The sequence below is a fragment of the Pseudomonas sp. BNK-30 genome, assembly GCF_047456185.1.
Taxonomy (GTDB): domain Bacteria; phylum Pseudomonadota; class Gammaproteobacteria; order Pseudomonadales; family Pseudomonadaceae; genus Aquipseudomonas; species Aquipseudomonas putida_E.
The window spans coordinates 3,744,733-3,765,830 of sequence record NZ_CP179904.1; the positions used below are offsets into that span (position 1 = coordinate 3,744,733).

Consider the following 21,098-nt stretch of genomic DNA (forward strand, 5'->3'; position numbering starts at 1 on the left):
CAGTGCTGGTGGAAATTCAACGAAGTTGACGCAAACGAAAAAGCCCCGGTTCTCACGAACCGGGGCTTTTCCTGTTACAGGGGGTGAGGCTGGCTTACATCATGCCGCCCATACCGCCCATGCCGCCCATGTCTGGCATGCCGCCAGCTGGCTTGTCTTCCGGCAGGTCGGCAACCATGGCTTCGGTGGTGATCATCAGACCGCCGATCGAAGCAGCTGCTTGCAGGGCCGAACGGGTGACCTTGGCTGGGTCAAGGATACCCATCTCGATCATGTCGCCGTATTCGCCGGTAGCGGCGTTGTAGCCGTAGTTGCCCGAACCTTGCTTGACCTTGTCGGCCACAACGCTTGGCTCGTCGCCGGCGTTGGCAGTGATCTGGCGCAGCGGCGCTTCAACAGCGCGACGCAGCAGGGCGATACCGACGTTCTGGTCTTCGTTGTCACCTTTGAGGTCGACAATGGCGCCCAGGGCGCGAACCAGAGCAACACCACCGCCAGGCACCACGCCTTCTTCGACGGCTGCACGGGTAGCGTGCAGGGCGTCTTCAACGCGGGCTTTCTTCTCTTTCATTTCAACTTCGGTGCCAGCACCGACCTTGATCACGGCAACACCGCCAGCCAGCTTGGCCAGGCGCTCTTGCAGCTTCTCACGGTCGTAGTCCGAAGAGGTCTCTTCGATCTGGGCACGGATCTGCTTGACGCGTGCTTCGATGTCGGCGTCCACACCAGCACCGTCGATGATGGTGGTGTTTTCCTTGGACAGGATGACGCGCTTGGCGTTACCCAGGTGCTCCAGGGTGGTGGTTTCCAGGGTCAGGCCGATTTCTTCGGAGATGACCTGGCCGCCGGTCAGGACGGCGATGTCCTGCAGCATGGCCTTGCGACGGTCGCCAAAACCTGGTGCCTTGACTGCAGCAACCTTGACGATGCCGCGCATGTTGTTGACGACCAGGGTAGCCAGGGCTTCGCCTTCGACGTCTTCAGCAACGATCAGCAGTGGGCGGCCGGCCTTGGCAACGGCTTCCAGAACTGGCAGCAGCTCACGGATGTTGGAGATTTTCTTGTCGACCAGCAGCAGCAGCGGGCCTTCCAGCTCGGCAACCATGGTGTCCGGCTTGTTGACGAAGTACGGCGACAGGTAGCCGCGGTCGAACTGCATGCCTTCTACGACGGACAGTTCGTTTTCCAGGCCCGAGCCTTCTTCAACGGTGATCACGCCTTCTTTGCCGACTTTTTCCATGGCTTCAGCGATGATTTCGCCGATGGAGTTGTCGGAGTTGGCGGAGATGGTGCCAACCTGAGCGATGGCCTTGGAGTCGGCGCATGGCTTGGACAGGTTTTTCAGCTCGGCGACGACGGCAGCGGTGGCCTTGTCGATGCCGCGCTTGAGGTCCATCGGGTTCATGCCGGCAGCGACAGCCTTCAGGCCTTCGTTGACGATGGCCTGAGCCAGAACGGTCGCGGTGGTGGTGCCGTCACCGGCAGCATCGTTGGCCTTGGAAGCGACTTCCTTGACCAGTTGGGCGCCCATGTTTTCGAAGGCGTCTTTGAGTTCGATCTCTTTGGCGACGGAAACGCCGTCCTTGGTGATGGTCGGCGCGCCGAAGCTCTTGGCCAGGACCACGTTGCGGCCTTTCGGGCCCAGGGTCGCTTTTACCGCGTCAGCCAGAACGTTGACGCCAACCAGCATTTTTTTACGGGCGGAATCGCCGAATTTTACGTCTTTAGCAGCCATGATCGTTTAATCCTTGAAATTCTTTGGAGTAACGGGAAGTCGGGGAAATCAGCCTTCGACAACGGCGAGGATTTCGTTCTCGCTCATTACCAGCAGGTCTTCGCCATCGACTTTCACGGTGTTGCTGCCCGAGTAAGGGCCGAAAACCACTTTGTCACCCACTTTGACGGCCAGCGCACGTACTTCGCCGTTGTCCAGGATGCGACCGGTGCCGACGGCGACAACTTCGCCACGGTTTGGTTTTTCAGCGGCCGAACCCGGCAGGACGATACCGCCAGCGGTTTTCGATTCTTCTTCGCTGCGACGGATGACTACGCGGTCATGCAGAGGACGAAGCTTCATTGTCGATCTCTCCCAATTTGTGGTTTTCATCGGCCGGTGTCGACACCGGCGGGTTGATGCGGTCCGGCGTTGCCGGGGGTGGCCCGCGACGGGCGAACCACCTGTGTATTGTCTGGCGTTGCCACCAGAAACCTTGCGGTGACCACATACATGAGGCCGGCATGATCAATTACAAGGCTTGCTGCAGAAAATTTTTCAACGAGCAGAAAAGCTTGGGGCCGCAAAGCGGCCCCGGGGATGTCTACTTGTCGCGACGTTCGTATTCGCCTTCGATCACATTGGGCCGATGGCCGCTGTCGCGCGGCTGTGCCTGAGAGGGGTCGTCCTGGAACGCGCGCTGGCGCATGGCCTGGGCCTCGGCACGCTGTCGCATCTTGCGTGCGGCCAGATGGCGGGTGAAGGGCAACAGGCAGAGCAGGCCCAGCACGTCACTGATGAAGCCCGGAAGCAGCAGGAGGCCACCGCCCACCGCCAGCATCATGCCCTGGAACATGTCCTCGGCGGGCAGTTCGCCACGCTGCAGGCTTTCACGGGCACGCAAGGCGGTGGCCAGGCCGGCCACACGCATCACCAGCACACCCAAGGCGGAACCTGCGATTATCAACAGCAGCGCCGGGAAGAAACCGATGGCTGAGCTGACCTTGACGAAGACGAACAACTCCAGCACAGGGAAAAGCAGAAACAGCAGTAGAAAAACACGCATCAAGGATTCCTCGACGGAAGACTATCTTCCTTTAAGACCATCAGATGGATGCGTGCGCTCGGTTTTTCAAGCTTCGACTTCTGTCGCGGCCGGCCATTGGTCGGCGCGCGCCAGTAAAACCAAGGCCTCGCGAACTTGTGTCGGCGTATTGCAATTGCTTGGGAAAGCCAGCCAATGGATACCTTGGCCTATGCGCAGGTGCATGCCTTCGCTGTCGATGCCGACCATCTGCGCTGGCGCGCTACGCGGCAGGTCGCTCAATTCGACGTAGTGGGCGATGGCGTTGGCATGATCGCTGTTCATGTGCTCGATCATGCTGGCCTCCGCCTTGCCGGCGAAGGGGTTGGCCAACGTCACCTGATCGAGCCAGTGGATCGCCCCGAAGCCACCTATGTAACGATGGCGCACCGGCTGCAGCACCCAGAAGTCGAAATCGTGCGCCTTGTGATAGTTGGCGGCATCGGGGAAGTAACGGTAATAGCGCTCGGCAGCGGCGTCGACGGCAGCCTCATCGACCAGCTTGTGCGCCTCGGCCATGATCGTCAGGCGGCCAACGGCCTGCACGTCCTCGGCTTCCCGCTCCCCCACCAGCAAGGAGCACTTGGGGTCTTTCTGCAGGTTGTGGGTGTGCTGGGCGATGCGGCTGATGAGGATCAGCGGGTTGCCCTCGGCATCCAGGCAATAAGGCACCACAGAACCGAAAGGGAAGCCAGGCATGGACTTGGAATGGGTCGAGAGTACACCGCGGTACTCCTTGAGCAGCAGTTCCCGGGCGGGGCGGATGGCCTTCTGACTCACGTCTGACTCCTCGACAGGTGGCTATTGGGTTGCAAGCTACCTGTAAGCTTCAAGCTTCAAGCTTCAAGCTGCAAGAAAAAGCAGGAGCGAGGCGCCATGCCACTCGCTTTTAGCTTGCAGCTTGAAGCTGACCCCTACCAGGTCACGCCAAAGCCTGCGGTATAGCGCGTCTTGTCCAGATCACTCTCACGCGTGCCGGTGATGATGTCTTTTTCTGCCTTGAGATTGAGCGAGGCCCATTCGGTCACTTTGTAGCGCAGCCCCACCTCGGCATCCAGCGAATAGTCGGCAACGCCCCCCAGCGGCTTGGCGAACTCACCGTTGGTGAACAGCTGGACATTCTTGCCGATCAGGTAACGGGTGTAGTCCCACTTCACCGCCGCCGAATAGAAGTTGTCCTTGCCGCCATTCTGATACTCGAAGTCGGTGCGGTTGATCAGTGAACCGAGCGAGAACGCACCCAGTTCGTCATCCCAGAACTGGTAACCGGGGCCGGTACCCACGGTGCGCTGACGCGCCAGATCCTCGATGTGATCCCGCTTGTACTCAAGACGCCCCTGCCAGAACCATTTCTCGGTGATGAAGCGATCGAGCGCATACTCTGCGCTCCAGTTGTTGGTCGTGGTGACGTCGTCCTTGGTCTCGCGGTTGTACTCGCCTTCGGCGTTGTGCCGCCAACGGCCATGACGGGCCGTGGTCTTGAAACCGATGTCATAGTCGTCGGTATCGTTCTCGGCACGCTGGTAGTCCAGCGCGGCATCGATATTGCCTTTCCAGACCAGGTCCTCGACCACAGGCTTGGGCTTCATGATCTGCTCGATGCTGGCAAGCTCTACAGTCTTGGGCGTCTCACCGTTGGCCAGGGTCACCTTGCCAGGCTCGGCGGCCTTCAACGACTTGGCCCGCTCGCCGTTGTAGGCGTCCTGCTTGACCAGCAGCTCCTGGTCGCTCTCCAGGGTCTGGACCTGCTTCCAGTCCAGCGAAATAGAACCACCGTATGGGGTTTCCAGCAGCAGCTTGCCACCATCGAAGACCCGAATCTTGCCGCTCAAGCGGTCACCGTTCTTCATCCACACGGTGTCGGCGAACGCAGGAGCAGCGCACAGGGAAGCGGTCAACAGGCACAGCAAGGATCTAGAATGCATAAGCGAAATACAGGTTCGATTAGACGAATGAGCCGGGCATTATCCGGATGCGGACGACCAGAGCAAGGAAAGACCCCCCACTATGGCGTTGAGTTCAATACGCATTTGCCGTGACCACTGGTCCGGTTTCACTTCAGGCCAGGGCTGCCGCGATGTCTGAGGCACATGAGTACGCGCTGCAGACGCCCGAGGCCCGACGAACGGCGCTTTATTCAGTGCTGGGCCAGGTGCCAGCAGGCAAGGTGGTCAGCTACGGCCAGCTCGCCGAATTGGCGGGCCTTGGCCGAGCGGCGCGTTGGGTTGGAAAGGCCCTCGGCCAGCTTCCTGCGGACACCCGTCTGCCGTGGCACCGTGTACTGGGTGCCGGCGGTCGTCTGAGCCTGGCGCTGGGGACTCCCTCGGGAGATGAACAAAGGGCGCGGCTGCGTGCGGAGGGCGTGAATGTAGCCAATAATCGTGTGGATATGATGCGCCATGGCTGGCGCCCAATGGAGCACAGCGGTTAGAGTGCGCGTTTTGTTTTCGCAAACTTGAGGCAGATGTTGGCCCATGCCCCGTAAAACCTGGCGCGCTGCGCTCGCTGCCTATGCCAGCCCGTCAACCCTGGTGCTTCTGCTGCTCGGCTTTGCTGCCGGTCTGCCCTACATGCTGGTGTTTTCGACCCTGTCGGTGTGGCTGCGCGAAGCTGGCGTGGCGCGCGAAACCATTGGCTATGCCAGCCTGATCGGCCTGGCCTATGCCTTCAAATGGGTATGGTCGCCGCTGCTCGATCAATGGCGGTTGCCGCTGCTGGGTGGGCTGGGTCGCCGGCGCTCGTGGCTGTTGCTGTCACAGGCACTGGTGGTGATCGGCCTGGTGGGCATGAGCCTGTGTGACCCTCAGCAACATCTGTCGTGGCTGATCGCTTTGGCCGTGCTGGTCGCGTTCGCGTCTGCCACCCAGGACATCGCTGTCGATGCCTATCGCCTGGAGATTGCCGACGATCAACGCCAGGCCGCCCTGGCCGCAAGCTACATGGCCGGTTACCGGATCGCTGCGCTGCTCGCCACTGCTGGCGCCCTGTTCTTTGCCGAATGGTTCGGCTCCACCGGTTTCAGCTACCTGCACAAGGCCTGGGCCGGCACTTACGTACTGTTCGGCGTGATGATGCTGCCTGCGCTGTTCACCACGCTGGTGATGCGCGAACCTCCCGTACCATTGCGCACCCAGTTGTCGGCAGCGCGCTATGGGCTTATTCACCAGTTGGCCTCGGTGTTTGTGCTGATCATCCTGCTGGTGTCGGTACCGGCTAGCTTCACCCAGCTGTTCAACACCGACTGGGCCAGCGTCATCTTCGGCGATGCCACACCACTGGACCTGCTGCTCGAAGACCGCGCCTTCTTGCGTCTTATCCTTTATGTGCTGCTGAGTTGGGCGTGCCTGTCGAGCATGGGCCGTCGCGGCCTGGCGCCAGTGCTGACGCCAGTCAACGACTTCATCACCCGCTATCGCTGGCAGGCCCTGCTGCTGCTGGGCCTGATCGCCACCTATCGGATGTCGGACACGGTGATGGGCGTCATGGCGAACGTGTTCTACATCGACATGGGCTTCACCAAGGACCAGATTGCCAGCGTCAGCAAGATCTTCGGCCTGATCATGACCTTGGTGGGCGCAGGTGCAGGTGGGCTGCTGATCGTGCGCTTCGGCATACTGCCGATCCTGTTCATCGGCGGTGCGGCCTCGGCGGGTACCAACATCCTGTTCCTGATGCTGGCCGACATGGGGCCAAATCTTCAGATGCTGGTGGTCACCATTTCGCTGGACAACTTCAGCTCGGGCCTGGCGACATCGGCATTCGTCGCCTACCTGTCGAGCCTGACCAACCTGAAGTTCTCGGCCACACAATATGCCCTGCTCAGCTCGATCATGCTGCTGTTGCCACGCCTGATCGGCGGCTATTCGGGGGTGATTGTCGAGAAGTTCGGTTATCACGACTTCTTCCTGATCACCGCCCTGCTGGGTGTACCGACCTTGATCCTGATCGCCTTGCAATGGCGACAGGAAGCGGGCCGCGGGAAACAGGCACCGGTGGAGAACTCGGCAACCGAGCAGCCCTGAGGGAGACTCGCGGCCTGTACCCGCCCCATCGCAGGCATGCCGGCGATGGGGCCAGGCAATCGCTACTGAGCGACAGCACCCTCATCAGGCCGGCCACCGACCACAAACCACAACGGCCAGAGCGCCAGCGCCCCCGCTACACCTGCCGCCAAGGCAAAGTGCATCAAGCTCGCCCCCGCCCCGATCATCGCCATCAGCGCCCCGCCCAAGCCCAGCAAGGCGATGGTGATCATCCCCAGCATCGCAGACACCAAGCCTTTGCTCTGATCGCTGGAGAACAGTGTCATGCGGTACAGCACCGCATTGGCCACGCCCAGGCCCAGCGCATACAGCGACATGCCCGCCACCACGCTGGTCACGGTGGGCCAGTACCAGGTGGCAAGCACCATCAGGCACAAGCCTGCCAGGTATGGCCACAGCGCACCGCGCACCAGCGCCGGCAGCGGATAGCGGTCAGCGATGCGGTTGATGATCAGGTTGCCCAGGATCAGCCCACCGAATACTGGCAACTGCCACAGGGCGTATTCCATCGTGCTGAGCCCCTCGTCATGGATAAGCAACACGGGTGACAGGCCGATCCAGCCGATCAGCGGCAGGCCCACCAGGCCCAATGCCGCGCTGCCGGCGACGAAACGCCGGTTGGCCAGCAACTGGCCATAGCCCGCCAGTAGCGGCAGCAGGTGGATCGGCGTGAACGCCAGGCGTGAGCCGTCGCGCCGCTCCACGCCCAAGGTCTCGGGCATCAAGCGGTACAGCAGCCCCCACACCAACACAGCGCCAACGGCGAACGCCACGAACAGCCAGCGCCAGTCCAGCCATTGCAACATCAGGGTACCCACCAGCGGGCCGAGCAGTGGCGACAGCAAGGCAATATTGGCCAGCAACGCCATCATCCGTACCGCATCGGCCTCGCTGAACGCTTCGTTCAGGGCCGGGTAGCTTACCGTCACCACAAAGCCCAGGCCGATGCCTTGCACTAGCCGCAGCAGGTTGAAAAGGCCAATGTCCTGCACCCAAAAGGTGGCCAGGCAAGCCGCACCAAAGAGCGCGCAACCGGCCAGCAGCAGTGGACGACGACCATAACGGTCGGCCAGCGGGCCGATCAGCCACTGCAGCACCACACCACCGAGCAAGTACAGGTTCAACGCGTGCGGGATGTATTCGGGGCTGGCGTTCAGATGGTCGACCACCACCGGCATGGCTGGCATGACGGCGTCGCTGGCCAGGTAGGTCAGCAGTTCGAACAAGGCCAGGGTCAGGCCGAACAACAGGGCTCTGAGAGGGGTGATGTACAGCAATGGTTTCATGGTGGGGTATCGGTGCAGAGGCAGGTGGGGTCAGGCTATATGCCAGAAATGACGCGGCTTGGCTGTGAACAAGTGTAAATACAAGGGGCCGCTGCGCGCCCCAATCGCCGGCAAGCCGGCTCCTTCAGGCCCACTGCAAGCATCAGGCGCAGTGCATACCTGTTGGAGCCGGCTTGCCGGCGATTGGGCCGCACAGCGGCCCCCATGGTGCAACCTCAGCGTTACTGCGCGGCAGGCTCCTGGACCACACGAATCACCCGCTGCGGGAACGGAATGTCGATTCCTTCGGCCTTCAAGCGATCACGCGCATGTTCATTGAGCATGAACAGCACATCCCAGTAATCGCTGGTCTTGGTCCACAGGCGCAAGGATACGGTGATAGAGCTGTCACCCAGGGTCGCCACCACGGCCTGCGGCGCCGGGTCGGGCAACACGCGAGGGTCCTGCGCAAGCTCCAGCAGTACGTTGCGCGCCTTCTGCAGGTCAGCCTCGTAATCCACACCTACGTCGAACACCACCTTGCGCGTCGGCTGGCGGTTGGTATTGGTGATGATTCCGTTGGACAGGCTGCCGTTAGGCATGATCACTGTCTTGTTGTCACCGGTGCGCAGCACAGTGTGGAAGATCTGAATGCTGTCCACCGTGCCCGCCACACCCTGCGCCTCGATCCAGTCGCCGATGCGGAACGGGCGGAACATCAGGATCAGCACGCCACCGGCAAAGTTCGCCAGGCTACCCTGCAGGGCCAGGCCGATGGCCAGGCCGGCGGCACCGATGGCAGCGACGAAGGAGGTGGTTTCGATGCCGATCATCGAGGCCACACTGACCAGCAGCAGCACCTTCAGCACGATGTTGGCCAAGGTGCTGATGAAGCCCTGCAGCGCCAGGTCGGCGTTACGCAGACCCACCAGTTTGCCCAGGCGGGCGCTGACCTTGTTGATGATCCACCAGCCGACCGCCAGGGTCAGCAGTGCCAGCAGCACACGGCTGCCGTACTCCATGATCAAAGGGATCCAGGTCTGCGATTGGCGGACCAGCTGATCGACTTCAGCGTTCAAATCCATGTTCATCTCCTGATGCCGAACGGCAAGTACACGGTAAAACCGGCCGCGAAAAATTCAGCGGCCATGGCCCCCATGGACATCATTGCGCCATCGGGGTTCCTGGCAACAAGGATCAGTCGCGGAAGTTGTTGAACTGCAGCGGCATGTCGAACTCTTTGGCACGCAAGGCAGCGATGGCCTCTTGCAGGTCATCACGCTTCTTGCCGGTCACGCGCACCTGCTCACCCTGAATGGCAGCCTGGACCTTGAGCTTGGCATCCTTGATGTGGGCGACGATCTTCTTGGCCAGCTCTTTGTCGATGCCTTCGCGGAACTTGGCCTCCTGCTTCATTTCCTTGCCCGAGGCGTAGGCGTCTTGGGTTTCCAGGCATTTCACGTCGATCTTGCGCTTGACCAGCGCCAGGCGCAGGATCTCGATCATCGCTTCGAGCTGGAACTCAGCCTCGGCAGTCAGCAGCACGGTCTGTTCCTTTTCCTTGAACTCGAAGCTGCCCTTGCCCTTGAGGTCGTAACGACGGTCGAGCTCCTTGATGGCGTTTTCGACGGCGTTCTGCACTTCGTGCTTGTCCAGTTCCGATACCACGTCGAACGAAGGCATGGTTGTTCTCCATAAAATAAAAGCGCGCTCGGTCTGAAGATGGAGCGCGTCGGGGTTTGAAGGTTAAAATGCGGGCTTATTATAACGGGTTGCGAAACGCAGATGAGCAGCACCTGGCATATTCTCGGCGCCGGTAGCCTCGGCACCCTCTGGGCTTGCCGACTGGCACGTGCCGGCAAGGCGGTGCGCCTGATTCTGCGCGATCGGCAGCGGTTGCTGGCCTATGAACAGACTGGCGGCCTGACGCTGGTCGAACAGGACCACGCCAATCATTACGCGATCCCTGCCGAAACAGCCGATACCAACGGGCCGGTGCACCGCCTGCTGGTGGCTTGCAAGGCCTACGACGCAGCACCTGCGATCGCACGGCTGGCCCCGCGCCTGGCCGCTGGCGCGCAAATCGTGCTGCTGCAGAACGGGCTGGGCAGCCAGGACGAAGTCGCCGATCAGGTACCGCTGGCCCGCTGCATCTTCGCCTCCAGCACCGAGGGCGCATTCCGCGAGGACGACTGGCGGGTACGCTTTGCCGGCCACGGCTTCAACTGGCTGGGCGACCCGGCCAACCCCGCGGCGCCAGAGTGGTTCGACGAGCTCCATGACGCCGGTATCCCGGCTGAATGGACCGTCGACATACTTACCCGCCTGTGGCGCAAGCTCGCGCTCAATTGCGCGATCAATCCGCTGACCGTGCTGCATGACTGCCAGAATGGCGGGCTGCTGGGGCACCTGAGCGAAGTCGATGGGTTGATCGCCGAACTCGGCGAACTGCTGGGCCGCTGTGGCCAACCCGAAGCCGCCGATAATCTGGGCGAAGAAGTACAACGGGTGATCCTCGCCACGTCAGCCAACTACTCTTCGATGTATCAGGATGTGCGCGCAGGCCGGCGTACCGAGGTGCATTACCTGCTTGGCCATGCCTGCCGCTCAGCCGCGCGCCATGGCATGGTGCTGCCTGGGCTGGAACGCCTGCACCAGCGGCTGGTCGATAACCTGCGTGCACGTGGCTTGCCAAGCGCCTGACGCGCCCTTTCAACCGGATACGGACATTGCCTAGCCCATGACCTTGCGCCAACGCCTGGAAAACCTCCCGGTCGGGCAGAAGCTGCTGGCCGCCCTGCTGGTACTGCTGGTGACCATCCTGCTGGTGGCCAACCTGACGTTCATCAGCGCCGCCTACTGGATCACCCAGGAAAGCATGGCGCCGCAAGCGTTGCAGACCATCGGCCGCCTGGTCGCCAACCCTCAGCTGGCAGCACGCGCCGGCGAATCCCAGGACACTGCCACGGCACTGCTCAAAGAGCTGGACAGCTATACGCCGCTGCGCGCTGCGGCGGTCTATGGTGGCGATGGTCGCATGCTGGCCCAATTGCAACATGGCGACCCGCTGGCCCTGCCCAAGCGCTATCGAAACATCGACGGCTGGCGCCTGATGGAATTTCGCAGCACCCAACTGATCCGTATCCCCCGTGATGCCAGCCCGCCCGCGCACCTGCTGCTGGTGGCCAGCAGCGAACTGCCAACCGCGTTCTACACCGGCACCCTGAGCGCCAGCCTGGCGATCCTGGTGTTCAGCATCCTGCTATGGCTGGTCATCGCCCGGCAGATCAAACGCCTGATCACCCAGCCGATCAATCAGCTCGAAGAACTCAGCCGCCAGGTCACCCGTGAAGAAAGCTACGCGCTGCGTGCCAAAAGGGGCAACGACGATGAGATCGGCAGCCTCGCCGACGCTTTCAACACCATGCTCTCGCGCATCGAGGCGCGCGAGCAGCAACTCAAGCGCACCCGCGACGAATTCCAGGACGCTTACGATCAGGCCCAGGGCCTGGCCGAGGAAACCCGCCACACCAACCGCAAGCTGGAACTGGAAGTCCAGGTGCGCAGCAAGATCGAGAAAAAGCTCACGGGCTTTCAGAACTATCTCAACAGCATCATTGACTCCATGCCCTCGGCGCTGATCGCCCTCGACGAGCAGCTTTATGTCACCCAGTGGAATCACGAGGCCACGGTGCTCTCCGGCACGCCGCTGGACGAAGCGCTGAACCAGCCGATCTTCATCGCTTTCGAGCCGCTCAAGCCGTTCCTGCCGCAGCTCAAGGAAACCGTGGAAAAACACCGTGTCGCCAAGATCGAGCGGGTCACCTGGGCCAAAGGCGAAGACACGCGCCACTACGCCCTGACCTTCTATCCGCTGATGGGCGGCGGCGGCCGCGGCGTGGTCATCCGCATCGACGACATCACCCAGCGCCTGTCGCTGGAGGAAATGATGGTGCAATCGGAGAAGATGCTCTCGGTCGGTGGCCTGGCGGCCGGCATGGCACACGAAATCAACAACCCGCTGGGCGCGATCCTGCACAACGTGCAGAACATCCGCAGGCGACTGTCGCCGGAGCTGCCACGCAACCAGGAGCAAGCCAGCGAGCTGGGCATCGACCTGCCCAGCGTCAATCGCTACCTGGAAAGCCGCGAGGTACCGCAACTGCTCGACGGCATTCAGCAGGCCGGTGCCCGGGCGGCCAAGATCGTCACCCATATGCTCAGTTTCAGCCGCCGCAGCAACCGCCAACTGGCGCCCTGCGACCTGCCGGCATTGATCGACCAGGCCGTGGAAATCGCCGGTAACGACTTCGACCTGACCATCGGTTTCGATTTCAAGGGCCAGGCCATTGTCCGCCAGTTCGACCCCAACCTGGGGCCGGTGCCGTGCACCGCCAACGAGCTGGAGCAAGTGCTGCTGAACCTGCTGAAGAATGCCGCCCAGGCCATCCACCAACGGCCTCAGCCCAGCGAGCCAGGAAGGATCACCTTGCGTACCCGGCTCAGCCCGCCGTGGGCCGAGATCCAGGTCGAGGACAACGGCGTCGGCATGCCCGAAGCGGTCCGCAAGCGCACCTTCGAGCCCTTCTTCACCACCAAGGAGATCGGCCAGGGCACCGGGCTCGGTTTGTCGGTTTCCTACTTCATCATCACCAATAACCACAAGGGGCAGATGGAAGTGCAGTCCACGCCCGGCCAGGGCACCTGCTTCACCCTGCGCCTGCCCCTCGGCCAGCCGTCGGCAGCGGCCCCGAACCAGACGGAGACATGACATGGGCTATCGCCTGTCGAAGATTTACACCCGCACCGGTGACACAGGCGAAACCGGCCTGGGCGATGGGCGCAGAGTGCCCAAGGACCACCCGCGGATCGAGGCTATTGGCGAGGTGGACAGCCTTAACAGCCAGCTTGGGCTGCTGCTGGCCGGCCTTGCAGAGCAAGGTCTGGAGGAGGTCAGCGAGGTTCTGGCGCCATGCCAGCACCGCCTGTTCGACCTGGGCGGCGAGCTGGCGATGCCCAGTTACAAGGCACTGAACGAGGCCGAGGTGGAACGGCTTGAGGCCGCCATCGATGGGTGGAACGAGGAACTGGGGCCGTTGACGAACTTTATCCTGCCCAGTGGATCGGCGCTGATCGCCCAGGCGCACGTCTGCCGAAGCCTGGCACGCAGTGCGGAACGACGCTGCCAGCAACTGAATGCGGTTGAGCCGCTGGAAGGCGTGGGGCTGGCGTATATCAATCGCCTTTCCGATCTGCTGTTTGTGGCGGCGCGGATCATCGGGCGGCGGCAGGGGGTTGCCGAGGTGTTGTGGCAGGCTGCGGACAAGCCAGCAGGCTGACACCGCAAAGGGGCTGCCTGGCAGCCCCCTGCGACGGCCGCCTCAGGCCTCAGGCCAAAAGGCCCGAATCCCGGCAACACCTTGCGCCCCGGTTTGCCAGGCCCGCTCACGCTCGCCTGGCCCAACACCACCGAGCAGGAACACCGGCTTGCCGAACCCGGCAATCAAGCGCTGAGCCTCATCCCAACCCAGCGGCGAGGCCTCAGGATGCGTCTGCGTCAGCTGCACTGGCGAGAGCGTGACGAAATCCACACCCATCTGCTCAGCCAGTGCCAGCTCTTCAGCACTGTGACAGGACGCTGCCAGCCAACGATCTTTAGGGAAAGGCCGGCCCTTGGCGGCGTATTTGCGCAGTTGCGCAGCCGTCAGGTGCCAGCCTGCCGCGGGGAAGTCGCCCAACCACTCCAGCGGCCCCTTGAGCATCAATTGTGCCTTGCCCGCACATAGCCCCACCGCATCCACCGCCACATCGCGGTACTTGGGGTCGTACATGTCCGGCGCACGCAACTGGATCAAGCGGATGCCGGCGGCGACAGCCTTCTGTATACCCTTGAGCATCTCGGGTACGTCCAGGCCGTCCGGGGTGATCAAGTACTGATCGGGCAGGCGCGCGGCGGCCACGATCGGCTTGTTGGCCTCGGGGAACTCATACTGTGGCAAGTCCCTCGGCGACACCCAGGCCAGCGGCTGGCCTTCAGCGCCGTGGGGCTCACCGGTGAACGCTTCGACCTCACGGACATCGAGCAACACCTGTTTGTCCGGGTAGTCGTGGCTGACTTTGATAAGCGCCCGTGAACGGGTCACTTCGATACCCAGCTCTTCGCGAAGCTCGCGAGCCAGCGCCGCTTCGACGCTTTCGCCCTCCTCCACCTTGCCGCCAGGGAATTCCCACAGGCCACCCTGATGCTGGCTGTCGGCCCGTCGGGCAATGAGGATGCGGCCGTCTGTACCGCGAATCACCGCTGCTGCTACATGAATCCGTTTCACCCTTCACGCTCCGCCAGGCCTGCTTGCTGCCAGGCCTTGAAGGCCGGCCATTGGTAAATGGTTTCGATATAGCTCGCAGCCTGCGCTGGCACCTCTACACGGTAAGTACGCAGGCGCACGGCAACCGGGGCGAAGAAGGCATCGGCCAGGGTCGGCTTGCCGAACAGGAACGGGCCGCTGTCCTTGGCCACCAGGCGGCATTCGGACCACAGCGCGACGATACGGTCGATATCCACTTGCACATCCAGCGGGATGTTTTCCAGCGCTTCGTCCCGGGACAGATCGAAGGGCATGGCGCCACGCAGGGCGAAAAAACCGCTGTGCATCTGCGCACAGGCCGAACGGGCCTGGGCACGGGCTGCCACATCGACAGGCCACAAGTGGGCCTCAGGGTGGCGCTCGTTAAGGTATTCAGCGATGGCCAGGGAGTCGGCGATCACCCCGTGCTCGGTCTTGAGCAGCGGCACCTTGCCGGTGGAGGAGAACGCGAGAATGCGCTGACGGGTGTCGGGCTGGTTGAGTTTGATCAGGCTTTCTTCGTAGGGAACGCCGGCCAGCTCAAGGGCCAGGGCGCCGCGTAGCGACCAGGAAGAATACAGCTTGTCGCCGATGATCAGGTGATAGCTCATGGGTCGGCTCCGATGATGTGGCAATGTCGGTGGCCTTGGGGCTGCTGTGCAGCCCATCGCCGGCAAGCCGGCTTCCACAGGTGGCTGCGAGCAGGCTTTTCGGCGATTAGGCCATTGGATCAGGTACGGTATTCGGCGTTGATCTTCACGTATTCGTGGGACAGGTCGGTGGTCCAGATGGTTTCGCTGCACTGGCCACGGCCCAGCTCGATACGGATGGTGATCTCTTCCTGAGCCATCACTGCCGAGCCCTGCTCTTCGGTATAACTCGGGCTGCGGCCGCCTTTGCTGGCGATACACACATTGTCGAGGTACACGTCGATCAGGCTTACATCCAGCGCAGGCACCCCAGCGCGCCCTACGGCAGCAAGGATACGGCCCCAGTTCGGGTCGGAGGCGAACAGCGCGGTCTTGATCAGCGGCGAGTGAGCGACAGCGTAACCGACATCCAGGCACTCCTGATGGTTACCACCGCCATTGACCTGCACGGTCACGAACTTGGTAGCGCCTTCGCCGTCACGGACGATGGCCTGGGCCACTTCCATGCACACTTCGAACACCGCCTTCTTCAGCGCTTCGAACAGCGCGCCGCTGGCCTCGGTGACTTCCGGCAGGCCCGCTTTGCCGGTGGCGATCAGCATGCAGCAGTCGTTGGTCGAGGTGTCGCCATCGATGGTGATGCGGTTGAACGACTTGTTGGCGCCGTCGAGCATCAGGTCCTTGAGCACGGCCGGGGCAACTTTGGCGTCGGTAGCGATGTAGCCGAGCATGGTGGCCATGTTCGGGCGGATCATGCCGGCGCCTTTGCTGATACCGGTAACGGTGACGGTCACGCCTTCGTGCTGGAACTGGCGGCTGGCGCCCTTGGGCAGGGTGTCGGTGGTCATGATGCCGGTGGCGGCTTCAGCCCAGTTTTTTTCCGACAGGTTGTCCAAAGCGGCCTGCAGGGCACCTTCGATCTTTTCGACCGGCAGCGGCTCACCGATCACACCGGTGGAGAATGGCAACACCGACTCGGCAGGCACGCCGGCCAGTTCCGCCAGCTTGGCGCAGGTATGCTCAGCAGCGGCCAGCCCCGGCGCGCCGGTGCCCGCGTTGGCGTTGCCAGTGTTGGTCAGCAGGTAACGCACAGTGCCCTGAACGCGTTGCTTGGCAAGGATCACCGGTGCTGCGCAAAAGGCGTTGAGGGTGAACACGCCTGCCACGCTGGAGCCCTCGGCGCAGCGCATGACCACCACATCCTTGCGCCCTGGGCGCTTGATGCCGGCAGAAGCGATGCCGAGTTCAAAACCCGGAACCGGGTGCAGGGTGGGCAAAGGACCAAGACCAACAGCCATTAGAGCGCTCCTAGAAAAACGGTGAAGTGATGAGGAAAGAGCGGGGCCGCTTCGCGCCCCATTCGCGGCACAAGGCCGCTCCTACAGGGACCGCGCCAACCGGTGGGCGAGCGCGATATGTGAGAGCGGCCTTGTGTCGCGAAAGGGCCGCAATGCGGCCCCAGGCTTTTACACACGTCTGTTCAGATCACTCGATCTGACCATGGCAATGCTTGAACTTCTTGCCCGAACCACACCAGCATGGCTCGTTGCGGCCCAGCTTCTGATCGTTGCGCACCGGGGCAACGGCGACTGCCACTTCGGCACCTTCTTCGCTCAGTTGCTCGCTCTCAAGGCCTGGCGCAGGGGCGTGCTGGAACTGCATGCGGCTGGCCAGTTCTTCGGCTTCGCGGCGCAGGCGGGCCTCTTCTTCGACCGGGTCTTCGCGGCGTACCTGAACGTGCGACAGCACGCGGATGGTGTCGCGCTTGATCGACTCGAGCAATTCCTGGAACAGGGTGAAGGATTCGCGCTTGTACTCCTGCTTCGGGTTCTTCTGCGCATAACCACGCAGGTGAATGCCGTGGCGCAGGTGGTCCATGGTCGACAGGTGGTCTTTCCACAGGTCGTCCAGCACGCGCAGCAGGATCTGCTTCTCGAAGGTACGCAGGGCGTCGATGCCGGCCTGGTCTTCCTTCTCGTTGTAGGCGTCGGTGATTTCCTTCAGCAGCTTCTCGCGCAGGGTCTCCTCGTAGAGGTGATCGTCCTCGTCGAGCCACTGCTGGATAGGCAGCTTGATGGCGAAGTCGCTGGCCAGCGAAGCCTCCAGGCCGGCAACGTCCCACTGTTCGGGCAGCGACTGCGGCGGGATGTGCTGGCTGATGGTGGCATCGAGCACTTCCTGACGGAACTCGGCGATGGTGTCACCGATGTTTTCGGCAGCCAGCAGGCTGTTGCGCATGTGGTAGATCACCTTGCGCTGTTCGTTGGCCACGTCATCGTATTCGAGCAGTTGCTTACGAATATCGAAGTTGCGCCCTTCGACCTTGCGCTGCGCCTTTTCGATGGCGTTGGTGACCATGCGGTGTTCGATGGCCTCACCGGACTGCATGCCCAGTGCTTTCATGAAGTTCTTCACCCGATCGGAGGCGAAGATACGCATCAGGCTGTCTTCCAGCGACAGGTAGAAACGGCTTGAACCCGGGTCGCCCTGACGGCCGGAACGGCCACGCAGCTGGTTGTCGATACGGCGCGATTCGTGGCGCTCGGAGGCGATCACGTGCAGGCCACCGGACTCGATCACCTGCTGGTGACGCTTCTGCCAGTCGGCCTTGATCTGGGCGATCTGCTCGGGGCTTGGGTTCTCCAGGGCAGCCACTTCGGCTTCCCAGTTACCGCCCAGAAGAATGTCGGTACCACGACCGGCCATGTTGGTAGCGATGGTCAGTGCACCCGGAGCCCCCGCTTGCGCGATGATCTCGGCTTCCTTTTCGTGGTACTTGGCGTTCAGGACCTTGTGCTCGATGCCTTCCTGCTTCAGCAGGTTCGACATGTGCTCGGAGGTTTCAATGGTCGCAGTACCCACCAGAACCGGACGGCCCTGGGTCATGCTTTCCTTGATGTCGGCAATGATCGCGGCGTACTTCTCGTCCGCGGTCAGGTACACCAGGTCGTTGAAGTCCTTACGCGCCAGCGGCTTGTTCGGCGGAATCACCATCACGTTGAGGCCGTAGATCGACTGGAACTCGAACGCTTCGGTGTCGGCGGTACCGGTCATGCCGGACAGCTTGGTGTACAGACGGAAATAATTCTGGAAGGTGGTCGAAGCCAGGGTCTGGCTCTCGGCCTGGATGTTCAGGTTCTCTTTCGCCTCGATGGCCTGGTGCAAGCCTTCGGAAAGGCGACGGCCAGGCATGGTACGGCCGGTGTGCTCGTCGATCAGCAGGACCTGACCGTCCTGAACGATGTACTCGACATTGCGGTGGAACAGTTTGTGCGCACGCAGGCCGGCATAGACATGAGTCAGCAGGCCCAGGTTGTGCGACGAGTAGAGGCTCTCGCCCTCAGCCAGCAGGCCGGACTGGGTGAGCATCTCTTCGATGAACTGGTGACCGGCTTCGTTGAGCTCGACCTGGCGGCTCTTCTCGTCGATGGAGAAATGACCTTCCTGGGTGACCTGGCCTTCGACTTCTTCGATGTGCTGGGTCAGGCGCGGGATCAGGCGGTTGATCTCGATGTACAGCTTGGAGCTGTCTTCTGCCTGGCCGGAGATGATCAGCGGCGTACGGGCTTCGTCGATGAGGATCGAGTCGACTTCGTCGATCACGGCGAAATTCAGTTCACGCTGGAATTTCTCTTCCAGGCTGAAAGCCATGTTGTCGCGCAGGTAGTCGAAACCGAACTCGTTGTTGGTGCCGTAGGTGATATCGGAGGCATACGCAGCGCGCTTTTCCTCTGGTGGCTGGAAGGCCGAGACGATGCCTACGGACAGACCGAGGAATTCGTACAGAGGGCGCATCCAGTTGGCGTCGCGGCGGGCCAGGTAGTCGTTGACCGTGACCACGTGCACCCCTTTGCCGGAAAGGGCGTTGAGGTAAACGGCCAGGGTACCGACCAAGGTCTTGCCTTCACCGGTGCGCATTTCTGCGATCATGCCCTCGTGCAGGGTCATGCCGCCGATCAGCTGCACATCGAAGTGGCGCATGCCCATCACGCGCTTGCCGGCTTCACGGGCCACGGCGAAGGCTTCAGGCAGCAGTTGGTCCAGTGTCTCGCCTTTGGCCAGACGCTCCTTGAACTCTGCGGTTTTGGCGCGCAGTTGCTCATCGGAGAGGGCGACCATTTTCTCTTCGAAGGCATTGACGATGTTCACCGTCTTGAGCATGCGTTTGACTTCACGCTCGTTCTTGCTTCCAAAAAGTTTCTTTAACAAAGGCGCAAACATATCGGCAGGATCTTCCACACGTAGGGATGGAGGGCGGCCCCATGAGTCGCCCGTGCAGCCCTTGGGCCGCATGCGAACGAGCATTCTACCCGGAAACGATGGTGAGGAAAGTGGTGGATTTCCACGATGCTGGCACAGCGCTTTGGCGGGGGCGTTTCTAAGATAAGGGCATTTTCGCTGAGTTCAACCCGGAGCATCATGAAACGTATCGAGAATGACTCGTATGCTGTCTGTGTGCGATGGCGCTGGCGCCGTCAGTGGGGCCGACAGAGGTGTTAGACTGCCAATCTTGTAACCTGATGCGACCCCCCATGGCCTACAAACCCTCCCCCGCCCAGCCCCCTTCGGCACTGCTGCGCCAGGTGCGCCCGCTGCGCCTGCTGCTGAACCAGGCCGAACGCCTGGCGCACCTGCAGCGCCTGCTGGAAAGCCAGTTGCAACCGGCAGCCCGCGAGCACTGCCACGTGGCTTCGTGGCGCGACGGCACGCTGCTGCTGGTGGTCACGGACGGGCACTGGGCCACCCGCCTGCGCTATCAGCAGAAGCGCCTGATGCGTCAGCTGCAGGCGCTGGAAGCGTTCGGCAACCTTCAGCGCATCCTTTACAAGGTGCAGCCGCCGCTGGTTCCGGCCAAGCGCGGCGGTAACATGACCGAGCTGTCGACCAATGCCGCCGAAGGCATTCGGGGTTCCGCCGAAGGCATCACCGACCCCAAACTGCGTGAAGCACTGGAACGCCTGGCCAGTCACGCCAAGGGCAAGGGTTGAGTCAGCAGGCCTGAGCACAACCCATAAAAAAGGCCACCCGAAGGTGGCCTTAATCACTAGAGAGAGTGTTCGAACTTACACGGCCGCAACAGGGCGCATATAAGAGATCGGTGCCGTACTGGCATCTTCGAAAGTGACCACTTCCCAGGCATCGGTTTCATTGATCAGCTTGCGCAGCAGCTGGTTGTTCAGCGCGTGCCCGGACTTGTAGCCCTTGAACTCGCCAATCAGGCTGTTGCCCAGCAGGTAAAGGTCGCCGATGGCGTCGAGGATCTTGTGCTTGACGAACTCGTCTTCGGAGCGAAGGCCGTCTTCGTTAAGGACACCGGTCTCATCGACAACGATGGCGTTCTCGACACTGCCACCCAGCGCAAGGTTGTGCTTGCGCAGGTACTCGATGTCACGCATGAAGCCGAAAGTACGGGCGCGGCTGACTTCCTTGACGAACGAAGTGCTGGAGAAGTCGACGACGGCGCTCTGGGTCTGGCCCTTGAGGACCGGGTGATCGAAGTCGATCTCGAAGCTCACCTTGAACCCTTCGAAAGGCAGGAAGGTAGCGCGCTTGTCGCCCTCCTCCACTGTCACTTCACGCAGGATGCGGATGAACTTCTTGGCTGCGTCCTGCTCTTCCAGGCCGGCAGACTGAATCAGGAATACGAAGGGACCGGCGCTGCCATCCATGATCGGAACTTCCGAGGCGGAGAGCTCGACGTAGGCGTTATCGATGCCCAACCCCGCCATGGCGGAAAGCAGGTGCTCGACGGTATCGACCTTGACGTCACCGTTGACCAGCGTGGTGGACATGGTGGTCTCACCGACGTTGGCCGCACGTGCCGGGATCTCGACCACAGGGTCGAGGTCGGCGCGACGGAAGACGATGCCGGTATCGACAGGCGCAGGCTTGAGGGTCAGATAGACCTTCTCCCCGGAGTGCAGGCCGACGCCTGTGGCACGGATGGTATTCTTCAGGGTGCGTTGTCTAATCATGGCATTGGCCGCTTCAGCGCAAA

At 61.9% G+C, this 21,098-nt stretch carries 19 protein-coding genes; 6 read left to right on the forward strand and 13 right to left on the reverse strand.

Translation table 11 applies throughout. The annotated features are described in order from the left end of the window. Positions 1 to 94: 94 nt before the first annotated feature. The 5 genes from groL to ACMGGN_RS17415 all read right to left on the reverse strand — a co-directional run bounded on the left by groL (position 95) and on the right by ACMGGN_RS17415 (position 4,723). Positions 95 to 1,735 carry a chaperonin GroEL gene (gene groL, locus ACMGGN_RS17395; RefSeq protein WP_046784872.1) on the reverse strand — a complete coding sequence of 547 codons (1,641 nt, stop codon included), beginning with the start codon at positions 1,733 to 1,735 and terminating at the stop codon, positions 95 to 97. A gap of 48 nt (positions 1,736 to 1,783) precedes the next feature. Further along, complete coding sequence (locus ACMGGN_RS17400; RefSeq protein ID WP_009395550.1) at positions 1,784 to 2,077, reverse strand: co-chaperone GroES; 294 nt, start codon at positions 2,075 to 2,077, stop codon at positions 1,784 to 1,786. A gap of 241 nt (positions 2,078 to 2,318) precedes the next feature. Beyond that, the gene (locus ACMGGN_RS17405) at positions 2,319 to 2,780 is read right to left on the reverse strand and encodes an FxsA family protein (RefSeq protein WP_115273651.1); all 462 of its coding nucleotides are present in this window, start codon (positions 2,778 to 2,780) and stop codon (positions 2,319 to 2,321) included. A 66-nt stretch (positions 2,781 to 2,846) separates the two neighbouring features. Next, on the reverse strand, positions 2,847 to 3,578 hold the full coding sequence (locus ACMGGN_RS17410; protein WP_119688324.1) for a HugZ family protein: 732 nt from the start codon (positions 3,576 to 3,578) through the stop codon (positions 2,847 to 2,849). 134 nt (positions 3,579 to 3,712) lie between these two features. Further along, positions 3,713 to 4,723: a DUF481 domain-containing protein gene (locus ACMGGN_RS17415; protein WP_046784869.1), complete on the reverse strand. Its 1,011-nt coding sequence runs from the start codon at positions 4,721 to 4,723 to the stop codon at positions 3,713 to 3,715. A 152-nt stretch (positions 4,724 to 4,875) separates the two neighbouring features. Between ACMGGN_RS17415 and ACMGGN_RS17420 the strand changes: the two genes are divergently transcribed. Beyond that, complete coding sequence (locus ACMGGN_RS17420; RefSeq protein WP_125923885.1) at positions 4,876 to 5,229, forward strand: MGMT family protein; 354 nt, start codon at positions 4,876 to 4,878, stop codon at positions 5,227 to 5,229. Positions 5,230 to 5,272: 43 nt separating this feature from the next. Next, positions 5,273 to 6,820, forward strand: a complete 1,548-nt coding sequence (locus ACMGGN_RS17425) for an AmpG family muropeptide MFS transporter (protein WP_039603670.1) — start codon at positions 5,273 to 5,275, stop codon at positions 6,818 to 6,820. Positions 6,821 to 6,882: 62 nt separating this feature from the next. Here the strand turns inward: ACMGGN_RS17425 and ACMGGN_RS17430 are convergent, their stop codons facing one another. From ACMGGN_RS17430 to ACMGGN_RS17440, 3 genes are all read right to left on the reverse strand, one after another. Continuing rightward, entirely contained in the window at positions 6,883 to 8,127 is a 1,245-nt protein-coding gene (locus ACMGGN_RS17430; protein ID WP_046784867.1) for an MFS transporter, read from the reverse strand. 221 nt (positions 8,128 to 8,348) lie between these two features. Continuing rightward, on the reverse strand, positions 8,349 to 9,191 hold the full coding sequence (locus tag ACMGGN_RS17435; protein WP_046784866.1) for a mechanosensitive ion channel family protein: 843 nt from the start codon (positions 9,189 to 9,191) through the stop codon (positions 8,349 to 8,351). A gap of 112 nt (positions 9,192 to 9,303) precedes the next feature. After that, entirely contained in the window at positions 9,304 to 9,789 is a 486-nt protein-coding gene (locus tag ACMGGN_RS17440) for a YajQ family cyclic di-GMP-binding protein (RefSeq protein WP_046784865.1), read from the reverse strand. Between the two features lie 102 nt (positions 9,790 to 9,891). Between ACMGGN_RS17440 and ACMGGN_RS17445 the strand changes: the two genes are divergently transcribed. Genes ACMGGN_RS17445 through ACMGGN_RS17455 form a run of 3 tightly spaced genes read left to right on the forward strand, consistent with a single transcriptional unit; the run spans position 9,892 to position 13,445 of the window. Continuing rightward, positions 9,892 to 10,809, forward strand: a complete 918-nt coding sequence (locus tag ACMGGN_RS17445; protein ID WP_115273648.1) for a putative 2-dehydropantoate 2-reductase — start codon at positions 9,892 to 9,894, stop codon at positions 10,807 to 10,809. A 37-nt stretch (positions 10,810 to 10,846) separates the two neighbouring features. Next, a complete protein-coding gene (locus ACMGGN_RS17450) occupies positions 10,847 to 12,877 on the forward strand; it encodes an ATP-binding protein (RefSeq protein WP_046784863.1) in 2,031 nt (676 codons plus the stop codon). A 1-nt stretch (position 12,878) separates the two neighbouring features. Beyond that, on the forward strand, positions 12,879 to 13,445 hold the full coding sequence (locus ACMGGN_RS17455; RefSeq protein ID WP_119688323.1) for a cob(I)yrinic acid a,c-diamide adenosyltransferase: 567 nt from the start codon (positions 12,879 to 12,881) through the stop codon (positions 13,443 to 13,445). Positions 13,446 to 13,487: 42 nt separating this feature from the next. Here ACMGGN_RS17455 and ACMGGN_RS17460 read toward each other — a convergent pair whose 3' ends face one another. From ACMGGN_RS17460 to secA, 4 genes are all read right to left on the reverse strand, one after another. After that, a complete protein-coding gene (locus ACMGGN_RS17460) occupies positions 13,488 to 14,432 on the reverse strand; it encodes a Nudix family hydrolase (protein ID WP_119688322.1) in 945 nt (314 codons plus the stop codon). Beyond that, positions 14,429 to 15,061: a glutathione S-transferase family protein gene (locus ACMGGN_RS17465; protein WP_237861009.1), complete on the reverse strand. Its 633-nt coding sequence runs from the start codon at positions 15,059 to 15,061 to the stop codon at positions 14,429 to 14,431. The genes ACMGGN_RS17460 and ACMGGN_RS17465 overlap by 4 nt, the downstream gene beginning before the upstream one ends. A 119-nt stretch (positions 15,062 to 15,180) precedes the next feature. After that, entirely contained in the window at positions 15,181 to 16,398 is a 1,218-nt protein-coding gene (gene argJ, locus ACMGGN_RS17470) for a bifunctional glutamate N-acetyltransferase/amino-acid acetyltransferase ArgJ (RefSeq protein WP_237861010.1), read from the reverse strand. 187 nt (positions 16,399 to 16,585) lie between these two features. After that, the gene (gene secA, locus ACMGGN_RS17475) at positions 16,586 to 19,321 is read right to left on the reverse strand and encodes a preprotein translocase subunit SecA (protein WP_046784858.1); all 2,736 of its coding nucleotides are present in this window, start codon (positions 19,319 to 19,321) and stop codon (positions 16,586 to 16,588) included. A gap of 311 nt (positions 19,322 to 19,632) precedes the next feature. Here secA and ACMGGN_RS17480 point away from each other — a divergent pair, with 311 nt between their 5' ends. Then, positions 19,633 to 20,088 carry a DUF721 domain-containing protein gene (locus ACMGGN_RS17480; protein ID WP_115273642.1) on the forward strand — a complete coding sequence of 152 codons (456 nt, stop codon included), beginning with the start codon at positions 19,633 to 19,635 and terminating at the stop codon, positions 20,086 to 20,088. A gap of 75 nt (positions 20,089 to 20,163) precedes the next feature. On the opposite strand, the gene lpxC is transcribed toward ACMGGN_RS17480, so the two are convergent. Continuing rightward, positions 20,164 to 21,075, reverse strand: coding sequence for a UDP-3-O-acyl-N-acetylglucosamine deacetylase (gene lpxC / locus ACMGGN_RS17485; RefSeq protein ID WP_039603495.1), 912 nt, complete (start codon positions 21,073 to 21,075; stop codon positions 20,164 to 20,166). Positions 21,076 to 21,098 lie beyond the last annotated feature (23 nt).

Excerpts from the sequence above, each read along its gene's own strand:
- ACMGGN_RS17465 (WP_237861009.1), bottom strand. The coding sequence starts at position 15,061 with ATGAGCTATCACCTGATCATCGGCGACAAGCTGTATTCTTCCTGGTCG.
- lpxC (WP_039603495.1), bottom strand. The coding sequence starts at position 21,075 with ATGATTAGACAACGCACCCTGAAGAATACCATCCGTGCCACAGGCGTC.
- ACMGGN_RS17445 (WP_115273648.1), top strand. The coding sequence starts at position 9,892 with ATGAGCAGCACCTGGCATATTCTCGGCGCCGGTAGCCTCGGCACCCTC.
- ACMGGN_RS17440 (WP_046784865.1), bottom strand. The coding sequence starts at position 9,789 with ATGCCTTCGTTCGACGTGGTATCGGAACTGGACAAGCACGAAGTGCAG.
- ACMGGN_RS17405 (WP_115273651.1), bottom strand. The coding sequence starts at position 2,780 with ATGCGTGTTTTTCTACTGCTGTTTCTGCTTTTCCCTGTGCTGGAGTTG.
- ACMGGN_RS17425 (WP_039603670.1), top strand. The coding sequence starts at position 5,273 with ATGCCCCGTAAAACCTGGCGCGCTGCGCTCGCTGCCTATGCCAGCCCG.
- ACMGGN_RS17400 (WP_009395550.1), bottom strand. The coding sequence starts at position 2,077 with ATGAAGCTTCGTCCTCTGCATGACCGCGTAGTCATCCGTCGCAGCGAA.
- secA (WP_046784858.1), bottom strand. The coding sequence starts at position 19,321 with ATGTTTGCGCCTTTGTTAAAGAAACTTTTTGGAAGCAAGAACGAGCGT.
- ACMGGN_RS17480 (WP_115273642.1), top strand. The coding sequence starts at position 19,633 with ATGGCCTACAAACCCTCCCCCGCCCAGCCCCCTTCGGCACTGCTGCGC.
- ACMGGN_RS17430 (WP_046784867.1), bottom strand. The coding sequence starts at position 8,127 with ATGAAACCATTGCTGTACATCACCCCTCTCAGAGCCCTGTTGTTCGGC.
- ACMGGN_RS17415 (WP_046784869.1), bottom strand. The coding sequence starts at position 4,723 with ATGCATTCTAGATCCTTGCTGTGCCTGTTGACCGCTTCCCTGTGCGCT.
- ACMGGN_RS17420 (WP_125923885.1), top strand. The coding sequence starts at position 4,876 with ATGTCTGAGGCACATGAGTACGCGCTGCAGACGCCCGAGGCCCGACGA.
- ACMGGN_RS17450 (WP_046784863.1), top strand. The coding sequence starts at position 10,847 with ATGACCTTGCGCCAACGCCTGGAAAACCTCCCGGTCGGGCAGAAGCTG.
- groL (WP_046784872.1), bottom strand. The coding sequence starts at position 1,735 with ATGGCTGCTAAAGACGTAAAATTCGGCGATTCCGCCCGTAAAAAAATG.
- ACMGGN_RS17455 (WP_119688323.1), top strand. The coding sequence starts at position 12,879 with ATGGGCTATCGCCTGTCGAAGATTTACACCCGCACCGGTGACACAGGC.
- argJ (WP_237861010.1), bottom strand. The coding sequence starts at position 16,398 with ATGGCTGTTGGTCTTGGTCCTTTGCCCACCCTGCACCCGGTTCCGGGT.
- ACMGGN_RS17435 (WP_046784866.1), bottom strand. The coding sequence starts at position 9,191 with ATGGATTTGAACGCTGAAGTCGATCAGCTGGTCCGCCAATCGCAGACC.